The sequence below is a fragment of the [Clostridium] symbiosum ATCC 14940 genome, assembly GCF_000466485.1.
In the GTDB taxonomy this organism is placed as follows: Bacteria; Bacillota; Clostridia; order Lachnospirales; family Lachnospiraceae; genus Otoolea; species Otoolea symbiosa.
In genome coordinates this window covers 14,066-29,968 of record NZ_KE992844.1, presented here as the reverse complement: position 1 = coordinate 29,968, position 15,903 = coordinate 14,066, and the positions used below count along the sequence as shown (strand labels likewise).

Here is a 15,903-nt window from a genome sequence, read left to right as displayed (position 1 = left end):
TTCCGGGCGCGTCCTCCCAACCTCAGTTAAATCTATTTCTTTCAAACAATCCCCCAATGTGATATACTGTAACTGTCTTTTGGGAGGGGATTTTTAATGAATATGGATATGAATTTAAAGCATCTGGAGTATTTCATCACCGTTGCCAGGCTCGGCTCCATCAATAAAGCCGCCCAGAGCCTCTTTATTTCCCAGCCGTATCTGAGTAAGATCATCAAAGAACTTGAAAATGCCGTTGGCGCCGTTTTGTTCCAGCGCACAAGGGGCGGCGTTTCCCTTACCCCTGACGGGGAGGATTTTATGATCCATGCCGAAAATATAATCCGCGAAGTGGAAAAAATGGAGACGTTCCGCAGTTCATGCAGTGACACCGGGCACTCGCTGGTGGTTTCCATGACAAAGTATTCCCATATTATGGAAAGCTTTATTGAAGTGGTATTAAAGCACAAGGATAATCCTTCATTTATCCACCGGCTCAGTGAAGGTACGGCGGATGAAGTGATTGAAGACGTATATTCGGGCCAGGCCAATATCGGTGTTCTGCATTTTGACGGCAGACGCCACGGTGAGTTTAAGGCAAGACTGGCTTCCCAGTCTCTTGATTACCATTTTCTGTGCTATGTAAAACCGCACATCCTGGTTTCCACAAACCACCCGCTTATCAGGGAAGGAAAACCTGTCAATCTCCATACCCTGGCGCCTTACGGTTTTGCCAGGTATCTGGGACAATGCGAAGATTTTACATACCGTATATTCTCCCAGGATTCTCAATATAACCTGAATTATGGTTCCAGAATGGCCTATCTGACAAGCCGCGCTTCACTGCTCCACCTGATTTCCTGCAGTGATTTTTACGGAATCGGAATCCACGATTTTACAACCCAGACATCAGCCTATCAGGTACTGTCAATTCCGATAGACGACTGCAACGACAGCATAGAATTCGGCTACATACTGCCAAGGAATGTTCCCGTTAATCCAATGACACAGGAATTCTCAGACAGTTTAAAAAACCGGCTGAAAAATATAAAATAGAAATGAACGTATGAAACCGCTTTGCGGAGGATCGCAACCCTAAAGAGGGCTTGTTCACTAAGCTCGTTACACTCGTTAAGTGAGCCAATGCCTGCGGCGGCAGGAAATTATGCCGCCGCAGCGCCCCTCCGCGGGCGGAGAATCCCGCGAGCGGGATTCTATCTTATCAAACAGCAATAAGCCCCAGCCGGTAGGAATAGATATAGCGTTCCTTCACGTTCCTTCCCAGCATCTGAGTCAGTGCCTTCTCGTAATAATCAAGCTGCGTTTTGTAACGTTTAACCAGTATCTGGGTATCGTTCACATAGTCTGTCTTATAATCGACCAGTATCAGGCCATCTTCCTCTTCAAACCAGGCGTCGATGATACCCTGGATCAAAACCAGCTCGTCCGAGTCCCAGTCCCCCATCTCGCGGGCCGGTATTCCCATCACAAACTGTTTCTCTTTATACAGCTTTCCTGATTGTGCCGCCGCCTGCATCCTTTTCCCCAGCTTGGTGGTGAAAAAACGATAGATATCGGGCGGCCATATCATGTCTCTGGCTTCTTTCGCCAGCTTCCCCTCTTCTGTATATTGGTTGAGAAGACGGGTCACCTCATCTTCCGACGTGATCTGGCTGAAGGGCAGCAGCTCCATAGCGCGGTGGTAGGCCGTACCTCTGGATGTGCCTCCCTCCCTCACCTCTTCCTCTTCCATAAAAACCGGCAGGGTCGGGAGGAACGCCGTCTCCTCTTCCGCCTCCATCCCTTCTTTTTTCAGCTCTGAAACCGACATCTTCGTATTCAGGGCCACATCGGCTTCATATGGATAACGGAAGTGGAAGGATGTCTCCAGCCTCTTACGGTAAGCTGCATCGTAAATTCGATCCGGATCCCGGTTTAACAGCTCCTCCCTGGAGACTTTTTTGGAAAGCTGCTCTTCTATCTCATTTACAAGCTGATCCTCTGCTTTTACCCTGGTAACCGATATCCGGCAGCCGCTTTCACGGATGCTCATAAGAAGCCAGTCCAGGCAGGACCCTGCCATTGTGAGAATCGTATAGGGTACCTGACCTCCGTAAAGGGAAATCTGTCTCCATTTTTCCATTCTTCCGTCCAGATTCTTATCCGAAGCCGTCATAATCAGCTTTTCCTTGGCTCTTGTCATTGCCACATAGAGAACACGAAGTTCCTCACCCAGAGCCTCCAGCTCCATCCTGCGCTTCATTACATTCTTTTTAAGCGTGGGACCCTTCAGGCGTTTCCTGCTGTCCAGATAATCCGTTCCAATGCCGAATTCAGAGTCTATAAGGATTTTTCCTCTTGTATCCTGTTTGTTGAACATTTTCCCCATTCCGGCAACAATAACGATCGGGAATTCCAGCCCCTTACTCTTATGGATGCTCATGATCCGCACCGTATTGCCCTGTTCGTTAACTGTTGACGCTTCCCCGAAATCCGTATTGTACTTTTTCAGCTTTTCGATATATTTGATGAAATGGAATACGCCCCGGTAGCTTGTGGCCTCATAGGAAGAAGCCTTCTCAACAAGCATGTCCAGATTGGCTCTCCTCGTCTCCCCGGCCGGCATTGCAGAAACATAGTCGTAGTATCCCGTCAGATCGAAAATCCGGTGGAGCAGGCTGTGCATCGGCAGATAGACGGCCATCTTCCGGAGCCCCTCAATCAATTTTACAGTCTTTTCAAGCTTTTCCGCAATCGCGGCATCATTAAACAGCTCATCAGTCCCCGACTTTTCTCCTTCCGGCCCGTGTTCAGAATCTGCCCGGCTCTCCGAAAGAAAATTCATGACCGCCGAATACAGTCCTCTGTCCCGGCCTTTCTCAATGTTTCTTTTGCAGACTGCAGTAATGTGAGCCAGCTCCCGGTCTGCCAGGCCGCAAAAAGGAGCTTTCAGAACGGATGCAAGCGGTATGTCCTGAATCGGATTATCGATGACAGCCAGAAGATTTAAGACGGTTTCCACCTCAACCGTATCAAAGTATCCGGTTCTGGACTCCGCAAAGGCCGGTATTCCCTGGTGCGCCAGTATCTCCGTAAAGCTTTCCGCCCAGCCGCTGACACTCCGCAAAAGGATGACAATATCCCCGTATCTGGCAGGCCGGTAGCATTTCTCATCCTTGTCCCAGACCGCCATGCCGTTTTCTTCGCCGGTCAGCTCCCTGATTTTTCCGGCTATCATGCCGGCCTCCAGCTCCCTGGCCGTATAATCGGAAATATCATCGTCCAGCCCCTCAAGCTCACTGCCCGCCGTGTTGATAAGAAGCAGCTCCGTATCCAGTTCTCCCTGTTTCCGTCCTTCATACGGCTCGAAGGACGCCCCCGGATGAAGAGCCGTCTCATCCGTATATTCAATATTCCCAAGCTTCTTTGTCATAATCCTGAAAAAGATATCATTGATGCTCATTAACACGGTATCGCGGCTTCTGAAATTCTGGTGCAGTTCTATCTTCTGGTAGAGGCTTTCTTCCGACGTATAGCTGTTATATTTTTCCAGAAACAGCTCCGGGCGGGCCAGACGGAACTTATAAATGCTCTGCTTCACATCCCCCACCATAAAAACATTGGGACTGCCGAACCGCTCCCTGGAAATACAGTGAATCAGGGTCTCCTGCACCAGGTTGCTGTCCTGGTATTCGTCAACGAGTATCTCGTCGAACTGGCGGCTCAATTCGTCGGCCACAGGACCGGGCGTTCCGGTTCCTGCCTCTGTCAGGACCTCCAGGGCAAAATGCTCCAGATCGTTAAAATCGACCACATTTTTTTCCCGCTTCTTTTCCCTGAACCGGGCTGCAAACTCCTCCGCCAGCGCAAGAAGCATCAGGATGGACTCCTTCCCTGCCTCCATGTCCTCCAGGGTTTTCTCCGGTGATTCGAACAGATACTGCTCCCGCATCTTCTCAACTGATTTCTTAATGCGCTTTCTGCATTCAGATACCGCTTCTTTTTTATCCGGATTTACCGTGGAATTCTTTCCCCGGATCGCCGCCATTCTTGAGAACGTGAACCGCTCAGCAGCCGAACTGAATTCCAGATATGAACCGCAGGCCGAAATCAACTGCCTTACGTTGCACAGATCCTCATTTACCATCGGCAGATAAGGTTCAGGCCCGTCTTCTTCCATGCAGAGCTTTACCGCATCCTCAAGCTGCCGTTCCCACTCCTCCGCCTGCGTTCTGACGTCTTCAAGCAGAAACCGCATCCACTCCGTCCGGTCCAGTTCTCCAAAATCCGTTGTTTCAAGCTCTTTTCTGCAATGCTCGAACCATTTATCAGGCCAGGGATTGCTCTGTGCAAATGAAAAAACCTGCATAATGTAATCTTCAATCCCGCCGTCCGCCTTGCCGATCGAATACGTATCGACAAAGCGCTCAAATGCCTCCCCTCCATTTGCATAGGAGTCTTCCATCAGTTCCTGCAAAACTTCGGCGCGCAGCAGGAGCATCTCCCCTTCGTCGCCGACCCGGAATGCAGGGTCAATATCAATGCAGTCAAAATGTTCCCTCAGAATATGTAGACAGAAACTGTCAATCGTCGTAATCTGGGCAAACTGTACCGTGACGGCCTGCTGCTGCAGATGCTCATTCCCGGGATCTTCTTCCAGTTTTTTTTCTATCGCCGCCTGGATACGCTCCCGCATCTCTGCCGCAGCTGCCTTCGTAAAAGTCATGACAAGAAGCCGGTCGATATCGATTGGGCTATCGCCGGTTATCATTCTGATGATTCGTTCAACCAGAACCGCTGTCTTACCGCTTCCCGCAGCGGCGGAAACGAGCAGATTCCGGTTTCTGCTCTCAATTACGGCTTTCTGTTCCTTCGTCCAGTTCACTGTCATCTTCCGTCTTCCTCCTTTCTCCGCTTCGGCTATCTCCGTTTGTCCCGCCGTCTTTTGGTGCGTATTTGTCAATCTCCTGCCAGATATCTTCCGGGTTCAGCTTATCAAACCGCCTGTATCCGTACCCATCTGTTTTTAAGTCAAAACCGCAGACACTGTGGTACGGGCAGAAGTCACATGCCGTCCGGTTCCCGTTTTTAAAGGGCGCCACGGTAATACGCCCGTCCAGAATCTCACGCCCCATATTCTTAAGCTTCCGGTTGACAAAGGCTCCCAACGCTTCAAACCTTTTCTCTCCGGCAACAGAGGACTTCTTCGCGATTTCCTCATTCTTGACCGATACGGGAATCACCGAGGAATCCTCTCCCCGGGAGGATGAAAAATCAAGACGGTTATCAAGATGCACTACGGCTTCCGGCTTTGCGTTAACCAGTCCATTCATTCTGAGCTGTTCTAAAATCGCCTGTTTCGTCTCCTCCTCATCCATCTCTTTCTTCCGCTCCACCATCGGATCCGCTATATTATAGTAAAATATACCGGCCGGAACTACTTTTTTATCAGGGTGCTTCCTCTGTTCTTTTTCAAGAGCCGCATCCATATAAACCACAAGCTGGAGCTGAAGCCCGTAATACGCTTCCATCAAATCAAATTTTGTCTTTCCGGTTTTATAATCTATAATCTTCAGGTAAAGCAGATCTCCGTCTTCACAGAGATCGATCCGGTCAATCCGCCCTTTCAGATGGATAGCCTCCTCCTTTGAAACTGGAATTTTCATCGCTTTTAAGTTATCCGCCGGACTGAATGTCACCTCAAAGCCGGCCGGCTCAAAATCTCCCTTTTTGAGCTGTTCGGTCAATGCCCACACCGTCCGGTCGGTAATCCGGCGGACCTTGCGCTCCAGATACTGATTCCTGGCGCTGCTGGACATAATCGTATTGCCGTAATCCTTCGTCACATCAGAGACGCACTCCGACACCAGCTTTTTTCTGTCTTCCTCAGAAATCTCCCGGAAGGAACGGTTTTCCTCCTTCATTCGTTTAAAATAGAGGTCGATGGAGCCATGGAACAGATTGCCGATGTCGGCGGCCGCCAGCTCATAGACCGGCCGTTCCGACAGTTCGAGGCCATAAGCCAGAAAATGGGCATAGGCACAGGAGGCGTACTGTTCCATCCTCGTAACGCTGCCGTGAAGGGTTGCACTGTATATCTCCTTTGCCGCGGTTCTTCCGATTCCCCTGTCCTCATATGTATAAAACGACGCCTCCACAAGCTGCCTGAGTTCGTCCCGGTACAATTCGGAACGTAAAAAAAAGCCGAACAGCTCCATAAACCGGCTGTCTTGCCTGCTGCTGCCGTAATCCTTCAGTCCCTCGATAACCCGGCGTTTTCCAAGAGGTAAAGACCAGGCAGCCATCTGTTTTTCATCGGCCCTCATCACACGTTTTTCCGGAAACATTTTTAACACCTGGCCAATCAGCCCGGAAGGCCGCAGGCTCTTTCCGTCTGAGGATGAAGCTGCATAGGAGAGGTACAGACGGTCGGAAGGTTTTGTCATAACCAAATACAGATAGAGTCTCTGTAAAAAGCCTTCCTCCCTGGCAGTCGGCGCCAGCTCCACCTGACGGCTTTTCAGGCTCCTGCGCTCTGCTTCGGTAAGGATTCCGCCTCTTCCTGACGCAGACGGAACAATCCCGTCATTGACTCCCGCAAAAAACAGCACCTTGATGTGGGACAGCCTGGTTCTCGTGATATCTCCCACCACAACACGGTCCACAACAGCCGGAATAAGACCCACTTTAATCTCCTCAAAGCCGGCGTCCAGAATGTCTGAATATTCTTTTTTCCCAACTGCCTCATCCCCCAGGAGGGCCGTTATCCTGTCGAATAATGTGATAACAAGGCCGTATACCTGGCTGTACTCCTTCTCAAGGCTCACCTCTCCTGTTTCCCGGAATTCCGCTTCATAATCCTGCAGCTTTTCTTCGATATGCAGCGCCTCCAGAAAATGCACCAGAGCCTCCGTTTTCTCACGTACCGTAGATTTACGGCTGCCAAACACGTCTTTTAACGGTCTCAGGGGCGTGAGTATCTCTTCCCGGAATGCATTCAGTTCCTCCAGATTGATAAGCTCGGCTCCCCGGTAGACGGCCTCCCAGGCCATATCCCACCGTTTAAAGCTGCGGATGCCGAGGGCCAGAGCGTAATTTTCCAGACGGCTTAACATCTCCTGCTTATCCGTTACCAGCCCGGTTTTCAGATAGCGGAACATGCTCTCGTAAGAGAAATTCTTCTGCATGACCTCAAGGGCTGCGCGCAGAAGCTCCACCATCGGATTTCCCATAATATTTTTTTTATAATCTATAAAAGCCGGTATTCTGTTTGTCTCAAACTGGCGCACTATTTCTCTGGAATAGTCGTCCAGCGCTCCGGTCACCACCGCAATATCACGGTAACGGTATTTTTCCTGCTTAATGAGGCGCTCTATCTCGCCGGCTATCATCTGCACCTCTTTTAAAGGGGTGTCGGACTGGAACAGCACAACGCCCGGCGCACCTGACGATTCTTCGTATTTACGGCCGCGGAAACGGAACAGTTCCTTTTCAATGAACTGAAGCTCCGGGCTGTTTTTGAACCGGTAAGCCGGATATTGCAAAAGAAGGATATCCTCTTCCCTTCCAGCCCCCGTCTGTGCGGCCAAATCCGTAAGCCTGCACACCGTGTGCTTGCTCATATGGAAGAGATGGGAAGGACCGCTTTCCCTGTACGGATTTTCTTCCGGATCCATTGTAATAGTTACCACTACTCTCCGGCAGTACTGAAGCAGCAGCTCCAGAAGGCGGTACTGTACGGGCGTAAAACCGGTATAACCGTCCAGTGTCACCACACTGCCCCTGATAAGCTCTGAATCCGGGAGAACGCGGCAGAGCATTTCCAGAATTTCTTCCTTCACAATGCATTTCTTATCTTCCGTATATTTTTTAAATGCGCGGTGCAGCACTACCATATCATTCAGCTTCTGTTTAAGCATCGCGCTCCAGTTTTCCTTATCCGCCTCCGAGACAAGCTCTTCCAAAACCTCCGCCGTTATGCCGTACTGAAAAAACTCCGACAGCATGGATTTCAGTTCCCCGATAAAACCTATCTTGTCCAGATGACTGCCGAACAGCTTCAGTTCCCTTTTCTTTCCTGCCGCCACCTTGCGCAGCACCATAGACTTTCCCATATCATCGAGAACGGCCAGGCTCTCCACCGCCAGCTCCTCAAATATCCTGTAGGCCAGACGTTCAAAACTGACAATGTCAATATTCATAACGCCGTGACAGGGATGCAGCGTTACAATATCTTTCTGTGTCTGCATGGTAAACTGTTCCGGTACGATAGCAAAATAGCGGCCGTCCGGATTCCCTGCCGCCTGCTCTATCAAATCGTTGTACAGACGACGGGTCTTGCCGGAGCCTGAGCCGCCGATAATGAATTGTAATGACATATATTCTCCTCTGATTGGTAAACTATAACTATTTAATCCACATTTTCTTTAGATTTTATCAATAGTTTTTATAAATGTTTTATTCCACGCACATATTTTAGCCACATTTCTGCTGTATAGTAATAAGTGAACAAGGCAAGAGCCTTAGACAGACTTTTTCATACTCCGGCCAGCAGGTCTAATCTGCTGGCCCTCCCCCTTTTTCAGAGCATGTCACAGCGTGTTTTTCCGTTCGAAAACCTTTCTTCCCGATGCATCGGCAATTCCAATCGCTTCCCTGTATTTTGCAACGGTTCTTCTCGATATCGAGAATCCGGCTTCCCCGAGTTTTTCTGCCAGTATCCTGTCACTGTACGGTTTTTTCTTATCTTCGCCCGCAACCAGAATCCGAATCTGTTCCTTTACCGCCTCCGCACCGGCGCCGCCTGCCTTTTCGGAAGGCGAATTTTTTGCTTCTGCCGCCGGACAGGTCTGGATACTTCCCCTGGAAAAGAAAAATTGCAGCGGGAACAGGCCCCATTGGCACTGGAGGTATTTTTCCCGTACGGCGCGGCTGATGGTAGACTCATTCATTCCAAGCTTTTCAGCCACGCTTCTCTGGGTCAGTGCCGTCAGTTTCCCTCTGCCGCCTTCAAAGAAAGCAATCTGAGCCTTGAGAATTTCCTGCACAAGCAGATAGAGCGTCCTGTTTCTCTGCTCCACACAATGGCATACCCATTCCGCCTGTTTCACTTTATTTTTAATATATCCGGCTGCTTCCCCGGAATCCTCCCCCTTCATCAGGGTCAGATAATACGGATTGATGGAAAGCTGCGGATATGTCTCATCATTGATTATAATCTGAAAACGGCCTTCTGCCTTGACCACCAGCACGTCCGGAACCAGATATTTCTGATATTTACCGCTCCCAAAGCCGCTTCCCGGCCTCGGATTCAGCATCCGTATCCGATCGGAAGCCGTTAGCACCTGATCCATACTGCACTTCAGCTTCCTGGCAATAATCTCCATCCGGTTCCTGCCAAGTTCCTCCAGATAGTCTTCAATGATCCGGCGGGCCAGCTCATCCACCTCACTGCCGCCCTCCAGCTGGATCAGCAGACACTCCCTGAGATTCCTGGCCCCTGTTCCCTTTGGTTCCAGTTTCCAGAGTACCTTAAGCATCCGTTCACCGTCTTCTTCCGAAATCTTAAGCTCCTTGCACAGAAGCGGCAGATCCTCCGTCAGATAGCCGTTGTCGTCCAGATTTAATATCATATATTCTAAAATACGGAATTCTTCCTTTGAGATCTTCATAAACAGGATTTGTTCCATCAGGGCATCCCTTAAATCCATCCCAGGTCTTTCTGCCGGTTCGAAACGGCTGGCCTCATCCTGCTCGTCCTGATAATACTGGCGGTTTTGAGCGTCCACGCTCTGCAGCTCTTCCAGCCTCCTGATAAAATCTTCGTTACTCTCCCCTTTGTCGTCCGATGACTTTTCGGAACGCATCTCGTCCATATCCACCACCGGATTTTCCAGTGCCAGATCCTCCAGATATTCCTTAAGCTCCAGCTGTCCCATCTGAAGAATTTCTGTAGACTGAAGCATATTCTGTGATAAGGTCTGTTTTAGTTTCTGTTCCTGTCTGAGTTCCACTGTAACCACCCCTCTTATCTGCCGCCCGCTTTATCCCCGGAGCGTGTCTGTAAAATTATGTCTGCAAGATGTACTCCGAAAGGAATCCCCCCTCTCGGGATTCCTTAATCGAAAAGCTCCCTCGGCACAATGCAGAGAGAGCTTTTCTTTGATTGAAGGCGGTGACCCCTACCGTTTACTTTAATCGTCTAATTCGTCTTCTCCGACTACTTCATCATACTCCTGCTCGTCTAACAGTTCATCGAAGGCATCGGCAACGATCTCATACTCATCGTCGTCTTCAATGTTTTCCAGATTCGGCTGGCCGTTCTCATCTTCTGAGTAGCGGTAAAGATATACTTCTCCCTCATCCGACTCATCATTCGCATCTTCCATCGGAAGGAGGGCGATATATTCTTTATCTCCTGCCGGAAAGATAGTAAGTACAACACACTCCAGCTCTTTTCCATCATCCAGGGTGAGTGTTACCGTCATCTCCTCCTGATTGTCCATTTCTTCCGGAGTCATATTCTTTTTGTCTTCCATCTTAACCTCTTTCTTCTGCCAAACGGCAGGCAATTATAATTGCATATTTACTTTTTTCTAACTTTCCAACTCCACTTTATCAGAGGCCGTGAGAAAAATCAAGGATATTTTTCATTCACTGCGTTCCCAGCCACAGTATGCCGGATTTTTACAGGCATTGAAAATAAATATCCCCGCTGAATTTCGTCTGCGGACAGCGACGCGTCAATCGTTTTTCCCGTCTTTGTCTTCCCCGGCATTGGGTTCCCCGCTGCCGGAATCATTATCTCCTGTATAGGGATTTTTATACTCCGCCATCTTTTCCAGTGTCCCCGCGGAAACACCACGTGCCAAACGCGCTTCACAATCCCGGTTCAGGCGGATCACCGTAGATGCATTCCTGTTAAACAGTATGTAGATGCAGAAAATCGCCTCACAAAATTCCATTACGCACGCCGTTGTCAATGTAAAAAACGAGAGGATACGGTAGCCAGTAGGACATCCCAAGAATTGAAACGCCTCCGGTTACAATACTGAACCCTCTGAGAACCAGCATCAGTACGGCAACGCCTTTCCCTGCCTTCAGCATCCAGGAGTACCACAGATAAAATACAAATGCGCTGAATATCGTAAATATCCCCTGTGTGAACTGAAGACCGTATATCAGCGTGATAAGCAGATAATATAGTCCGTAAAGAACTCTTATACCCGTAAATGTTTTAACAATTGTCGTCAGTTTCAGGTTCTCATCCAAATATCCCGGATGCTCTCCTTCAATCTCCTGTCTCAAAGCCTCCCTCTCCTGGGCCGTCACCATTCTGACCGGGGTTTTGCCTCTTACGCCCTTCATCCTTTGTCCTCCCGATTAATATTCAATCCCTTTTCTTGCCGGCACCCCTTTGTCGAAGGGATGGCGTACCTTTATGAGCTCTGATATATAGCCGGCTCTCTGTATAAACTCCGGCGCCGGTTCCCGCCCTGTCATCACTATCTCCAGGCTGTCGGGACAGCGGTCCAGAAAAGCAAGAACCTGTTCCTTTTGCAGCAGTCCGCTGTTGACGGCCGCACATACCTCGTCCATGACAAAGAGCGTCTGTCCCTGCTCCGCCGTTAAAAGAGCCAGGTCTGCCGCCTCATCAAAAAGCTCTTTATAATAAGCCGAAGCTTCCCGTTTTTCAGCCTCTGTCATCTGCCAGGTAAAACCGAACGTTTTTTTACAGGGTATTACCGTAATCCCTTTAATCTGTCTCAGACAATCCACTTCACCGGAATCATCGTTTTTCAGAAACCGGACCATCACAGCCTGCCCATTGCTGCCCGCCATTCTGACGGCCAGGCCGACTGCAGCCGTGGTTTTACCTTTTCCGTCACCGCAGTAGATGTGTATATATCCCATGATTTCACTCCTTACAAAGGTATTCTTCCACAAATCTTGAAAGCTCCGCCTTCTTATGATAACGTTCTTTTACAGCGTACACATGAAGGCGTTCCCTGGCCCTTGTCATCGCCACATAAAACAGCCGTCTTTCTTCTTCCATATCCTCATCCAGAGCCGCTTTGCCATGGGGCGTCACTCCCTCATTGGCATCCAGTATATAGACAATCTTAAACTCCAGACCCTTCGAACCGTGCATCGTCGCCAGTGTGACTGCGTCCTGGCTTTTTTCCTTCAATCCGGCCTGGGCCTGGCGTTTCAGTTCCTCCCCATAGTCCTCTATGTGACGGAACCATTCTTCAAATGTCTTAAATCCGGCGGCGCTTTCTTTCAGCTGATCCGCAGTCTCAAAAAGCTCTTCCGGCTTCATCCTGCGTCCCGCTGCAAATTCCTCCAGGAAACCGTCGTATCCCACTCCCTGGCGTATGTAATTCACCGCTGCCAGAGGCGACATGCGGCTGACTGCCTTTAAATCATATTCCAGATTTTCTATCCGGTCCGCCACCCAGTCTTTATCGTGATACCACTCCTTTAATTCATTGAAGGATACCTGGGGATTTCTTAAGCTGTCACGGCTGATATACCGCTTCGGCCGGTTGATAATCTGAAGGAAATCCGCCCGTTCCCGGCTTCCAAGGGCAATTCTGATATAGGTAAGTATATTCCGGGATATCCAGTGTTCATACAGATTGGGGACGGAATCCCTGGCTTTGAACGGGAGGTTGTATTCCATCAGCTTTTCCATCAAAAGCCTCGGCCCGGAATTCGTCCTGTAGAGAACCGCTATATCACCGTAGCGGTATCCCGCAGCCTGATATGCTTTTATCTCCTCCGCAATCCTGTTGTTCTCCTCAAAGCTGTCCTGCCAGATCCTGGTTATAATCTGCTTCCCCCTGGCACCGTTCGTCCTGATCTTCTTACTGAAGCGTTTTTCATTATTCTCGATCAGACGCATGGCCGGACCTGCAATCTCTTCTGTGCAGCGGTAATTAACATCGAGGAGGATTCTCCCCGCGCCGGGGTAATCTCTTTCAAACCCCAGCATAATTTCCGGCTTAGCGCCCCTGAACCGGTAGATAGACTGGTCATCATCCCCGACAATAAACAGATTATTCTCCGGTTCTGCTATCATCCGTATAATCTCATACTGCAGACGGTTTATATCCTGAAATTCATCAATCAGGATATAACGGTATCTTCTCTGCCATGCCGCCAGAATATCCTGGCGCTCCAGGAACAACTGCCGGCACATAACCATCATATCGTCAAAGTCGATGAGGCCCAAACGCCGCATCTGCTCTTCGTATCCGCTGCAGATTCTTCTGAATGTCTCATCCGGACAGTTCCTGGAATAATAATGCCGCAAATCAATCATTTCCCCTTTTACGGAGCTGATTTCACTCAAAATAGAAGAAATAAATTCATTCTCATCTTCCAGTTCAAGCTCTTCTTTGCCTGCCAGCTCCCTTATAAGCTGCATCTGCTGTTCCGGCCTGACAATGTTCTGCGCAGTGTAACGGTATGCCAGCTTCAGAATCTGGAAAAAAATCGAGTGAAACGTTCCGAAGGTAACTCTGGAAGCGTTCCCTGTAAGACGGATATAGCGCTCCTTCATCTCCTCTGCTGCGGCCCTGGTAAATGTTATAACCAGAATGTCCGCCGGATTGATATTCAAGCTTTCCGTCAGATATTTGATTCGCTGGGTAATTACCGTGGTCTTCCCCGAGCCGGGGCCGGCCAGTATCATCATCGGCCCCTCATTGTGGCGTATCGCCTGTTCCTGTGTCCTGCCAAATTCCATATCCGGTTATCCTGTTCCTGTAAAATATCTCAAAAGGAGTGCTGAAATCCCCAGCACTCCTCCGTATTGTTCGGCGGTGAAAATCTGCTTCACTTCACTATGATTCCGACAAAATCTCAATTCCTTTTCTGATTCTGTTCAGGGATTCCTCCTTGCCCAGAACTTCCATAATCTCCGTCGCCCCGGCCGGTGTCATCTGCTTGCCGGACACAGCGGTACGGATCGGCCACATCACAAATCCGGTCTTAACTCCCTTTTCGGCCACATAACCGGAAAGGACCGTGTAAAGTGCGTCATTTGAATAGTCATCCTGTGCTTCAAGAACCGGAAGAAGCTCCTTTAACACTTCCAGGGAGGATTCCTTCGTCGTCTTCATCTTCTTATGGATATACATATCCGTATCATAATCCGGAAGCGCCTCAAAGAAATCAATATGGCCTTCGATATCCGGCAGCACTTCAATTCTCGTTTTTACCATGGAAGCAATCTTCTTCAGATCCAGCTCCTTAGTGACTGCCTTCCTGATATACGGCTCAGCCATCTCGTAGAAGCGTTCGAAGTCCATGGCCTTAATATATTCTCCGTTCATCCATTTTAACTTAACCATATCAAATACGGCCGGAGATTTGCTGATATTTTTATAATTAAACTCTTTTACCAGCTCGTCCAGTGAGAATATCTCCTGATTGTTCTCAGGCGACCATCCGAGCAGGGCGACAAAGTTAACGACCGCCTCGGAAATAAATCCCTGTTCAATCAGGTCCTGGTAGGAGGAATGGCCGCTTCTTTTGCTCAGCTTCTTATGTTCCTCATTAGTGATGGTCGGACAGTGTACATAGACCGGCACTTCCCAGCCGAATGCCTCGTAAAGACGGTTATATTTCGGGGAGGAGGAAAGATACTCATTGCCGCGGACAACATGGGTAATTCCCTGTAAATGGTCATCAACCACGTTTGCGAAGTTATAAGTCGGGTAGCCGTCTGATTTAATCAGCACCATATCGTCCAGCTCTGAATTATCTACTGAAATGTCACCGTAAATCTCATCATGGAACGTAGTTTTTCCCTCGCTCGGATTATTCTGGCGGATGACAAACGGCATACCTGCCTTTAGGTTTGCTTCCACCTCTTCTTTGGTCAGGTTCAGGCAGTGTTTATCATAGGTCATAATCTCTTCGCCGTTCACCGTCCTCTTCAGGCTGTTCAGCCTTTCCTGTCCGCAGAAACAGTAATACGCCTCACCCTTGTCCAACAGCACTTTGGCATATTCCATATAGATCCCCTGTTTCTGGCGATCGCTCTGTACGTACGGTCCCACCGGGCCGCCGATATCAGGGCCTTCATCATGCTTAAGGCCGGTATCAATCAGAGTATTATAGATAATCTCCGTTGCACCTTCGACAAAACGTTCCTGATCTGTATCTTCAATACGAAGAATGTAATCTCCATCCTCGTGTTTGGCAATTAAATAAGCATATAATGCAGTTCTCAAATTTCCTACGTGCATCTTGCCGGTCGGGCTGGGCGCGTATCTCGTTCTGATTTTCGTCATAGTTCCACACTCCTAATCATTGATAAAATCCATTATATAACGAAGACTGGAAAAAAACAAGTTAGTATTCAATGGGGCTTTATGATTTATTTAGTTGAGAATGGAGGACGCGTCCGGAGCGGACCGGGGCCGGTGTGGTGAGGGGACTGGCTGAGTCTTCCGTCCCTGTGGGAGGTTGGTCGTGGAGGGGGAAGTAGGCGAAGGTTTTCGCGGCACCGGACCCGGTCCGCTCCGGACGCTGATTGTCTCCTGCCTCAGGGGGCGTCATCCCTAAAACGGGTGGCTTGGCGTATAGGGCACCGCCATCAATTACAGCCAATTGAGCGGAATTAAATCCGGTAATAATATTCCGGCTTTAATTCCGCTCAATCTGTTTAAACATCCAATATATCAAATTTCCAACAAATAGACTCAAACAACTACTATAGTCTGCGGACGCCTTTGGAATCCATCGCTGATTTGAGAGGTCCTGTCGGGCTTAGCAGCGCGATGCATTCCACCGAGTGAAAACATGCTCCGCAGACTATATCTTCTTTGCAGTCCCAACTCACGCCAATCCTCCCCCGGGACGAAAGACTTATAAATCCACCCCGTCCGCCGGCCGTACCGGCGGCGTCCT

11 protein-coding genes are annotated in these 15,903 nt (G+C 49.2%); 1 reads left to right on the top strand and 10 read right to left on the bottom strand.

The window, feature by feature from the left end; all coding sequences use genetic code 11:
- The first annotated feature begins 96 nt into the window (after positions 1–96).
- Positions 97–1,035: a LysR family transcriptional regulator gene (locus CLOSYM_RS04985; RefSeq protein ID WP_021641211.1), complete on the top strand. Its 939-nt coding sequence runs from the start codon at positions 97–99 to the stop codon at positions 1,033–1,035.
- A 166-nt stretch (positions 1,036–1,201) separates the two neighbouring features.
- On the opposite strand, the gene addA is transcribed toward CLOSYM_RS04985, so the two are convergent.
- The 10 genes from addA to CLOSYM_RS23170 form a co-directional block, all read right to left on the bottom strand.
- Positions 1,202–4,870, bottom strand: a complete 3,669-nt coding sequence (gene addA, locus CLOSYM_RS04980) for a helicase-exonuclease AddAB subunit AddA (RefSeq protein WP_021641210.1) — start codon at positions 4,868–4,870, stop codon at positions 1,202–1,204.
- On the bottom strand, positions 4,830–8,357 hold the full coding sequence (gene addB, locus CLOSYM_RS04975) for a helicase-exonuclease AddAB subunit AddB (protein WP_003498564.1): 3,528 nt from the start codon (positions 8,355–8,357) through the stop codon (positions 4,830–4,832). Before addB ends, addA begins: the two co-directional genes overlap by 41 nt.
- 213 nt (positions 8,358–8,570) lie before the next feature.
- On the bottom strand, positions 8,571–9,992 hold the full coding sequence (gene rpoN / locus CLOSYM_RS04970) for an RNA polymerase factor sigma-54 (protein WP_021641209.1): 1,422 nt from the start codon (positions 9,990–9,992) through the stop codon (positions 8,571–8,573).
- Positions 9,993–10,172: 180 nt separating this feature from the next.
- Positions 10,173–10,517 (bottom strand): DUF1292 domain-containing protein, encoded by a 345-nt coding sequence (locus tag CLOSYM_RS04965; RefSeq protein ID WP_003498569.1) that lies wholly within the window; start codon positions 10,515–10,517, stop codon positions 10,173–10,175.
- Positions 10,518–10,721: 204 nt separating this feature from the next.
- Positions 10,722–10,943: a hypothetical protein gene (locus CLOSYM_RS23350; RefSeq protein ID WP_021641206.1), complete on the bottom strand. Its 222-nt coding sequence runs from the start codon at positions 10,941–10,943 to the stop codon at positions 10,722–10,724.
- Positions 10,930–11,346, bottom strand: coding sequence for a hypothetical protein (locus tag CLOSYM_RS04960; RefSeq protein ID WP_021641205.1), 417 nt, complete (start codon positions 11,344–11,346; stop codon positions 10,930–10,932). The genes CLOSYM_RS23350 and CLOSYM_RS04960 overlap by 14 nt, the downstream gene beginning before the upstream one ends.
- Before the next feature lie 15 nt (positions 11,347–11,361).
- Positions 11,362–11,892 carry a cob(I)yrinic acid a,c-diamide adenosyltransferase gene (locus tag CLOSYM_RS04955; RefSeq protein WP_009296231.1) on the bottom strand — a complete coding sequence of 177 codons (531 nt, stop codon included), beginning with the start codon at positions 11,890–11,892 and terminating at the stop codon, positions 11,362–11,364.
- A 4-nt stretch (positions 11,893–11,896) separates the two neighbouring features.
- Positions 11,897–13,732: an ATP-dependent helicase gene (locus tag CLOSYM_RS04950; protein WP_021641204.1), complete on the bottom strand. Its 1,836-nt coding sequence runs from the start codon at positions 13,730–13,732 to the stop codon at positions 11,897–11,899.
- Positions 13,733–13,829: 97 nt separating this feature from the next.
- Positions 13,830–15,284 carry a glutamate--tRNA ligase gene (gltX, locus tag CLOSYM_RS04945; RefSeq protein ID WP_003498577.1) on the bottom strand — a complete coding sequence of 485 codons (1,455 nt, stop codon included), beginning with the start codon at positions 15,282–15,284 and terminating at the stop codon, positions 13,830–13,832.
- A gap of 422 nt (positions 15,285–15,706) precedes the next feature.
- On the bottom strand, positions 15,707–15,903 hold a 197-nt coding region (locus CLOSYM_RS23170), incomplete at its 5' end, for a hypothetical protein (protein ID WP_207638256.1).

Coding starts and splice junctions, on each gene's coding strand:
- CLOSYM_RS04985 (WP_021641211.1), top strand. CDS start 97: ATGAATATGGATATGAATTTAAAGCATCTGGAGTATTTCATCACCGTT.
- addA (WP_021641210.1), bottom strand. CDS start 4,870: ATGACAGTGAACTGGACGAAGGAACAGAAAGCCGTAATTGAGAGCAGA.
- addB (WP_003498564.1), bottom strand. CDS start 8,357: ATGTCATTACAATTCATTATCGGCGGCTCAGGCTCCGGCAAGACCCGT.
- CLOSYM_RS04965 (WP_003498569.1), bottom strand. CDS start 10,517: ATGGAAGACAAAAAGAATATGACTCCGGAAGAAATGGACAATCAGGAG.
- CLOSYM_RS23350 (WP_021641206.1), bottom strand. CDS start 10,943: ATGGAATTTTGTGAGGCGATTTTCTGCATCTACATACTGTTTAACAGG.
- CLOSYM_RS04960 (WP_021641205.1), bottom strand. CDS start 11,346: ATGAAGGGCGTAAGAGGCAAAACCCCGGTCAGAATGGTGACGGCCCAG.
- CLOSYM_RS04955 (WP_009296231.1), bottom strand. CDS start 11,892: ATGGGATATATACACATCTACTGCGGTGACGGAAAAGGTAAAACCACG.
- CLOSYM_RS04950 (WP_021641204.1), bottom strand. CDS start 13,732: ATGGAATTTGGCAGGACACAGGAACAGGCGATACGCCACAATGAGGGG.
- gltX (WP_003498577.1), bottom strand. CDS start 15,284: ATGACGAAAATCAGAACGAGATACGCGCCCAGCCCGACCGGCAAGATG.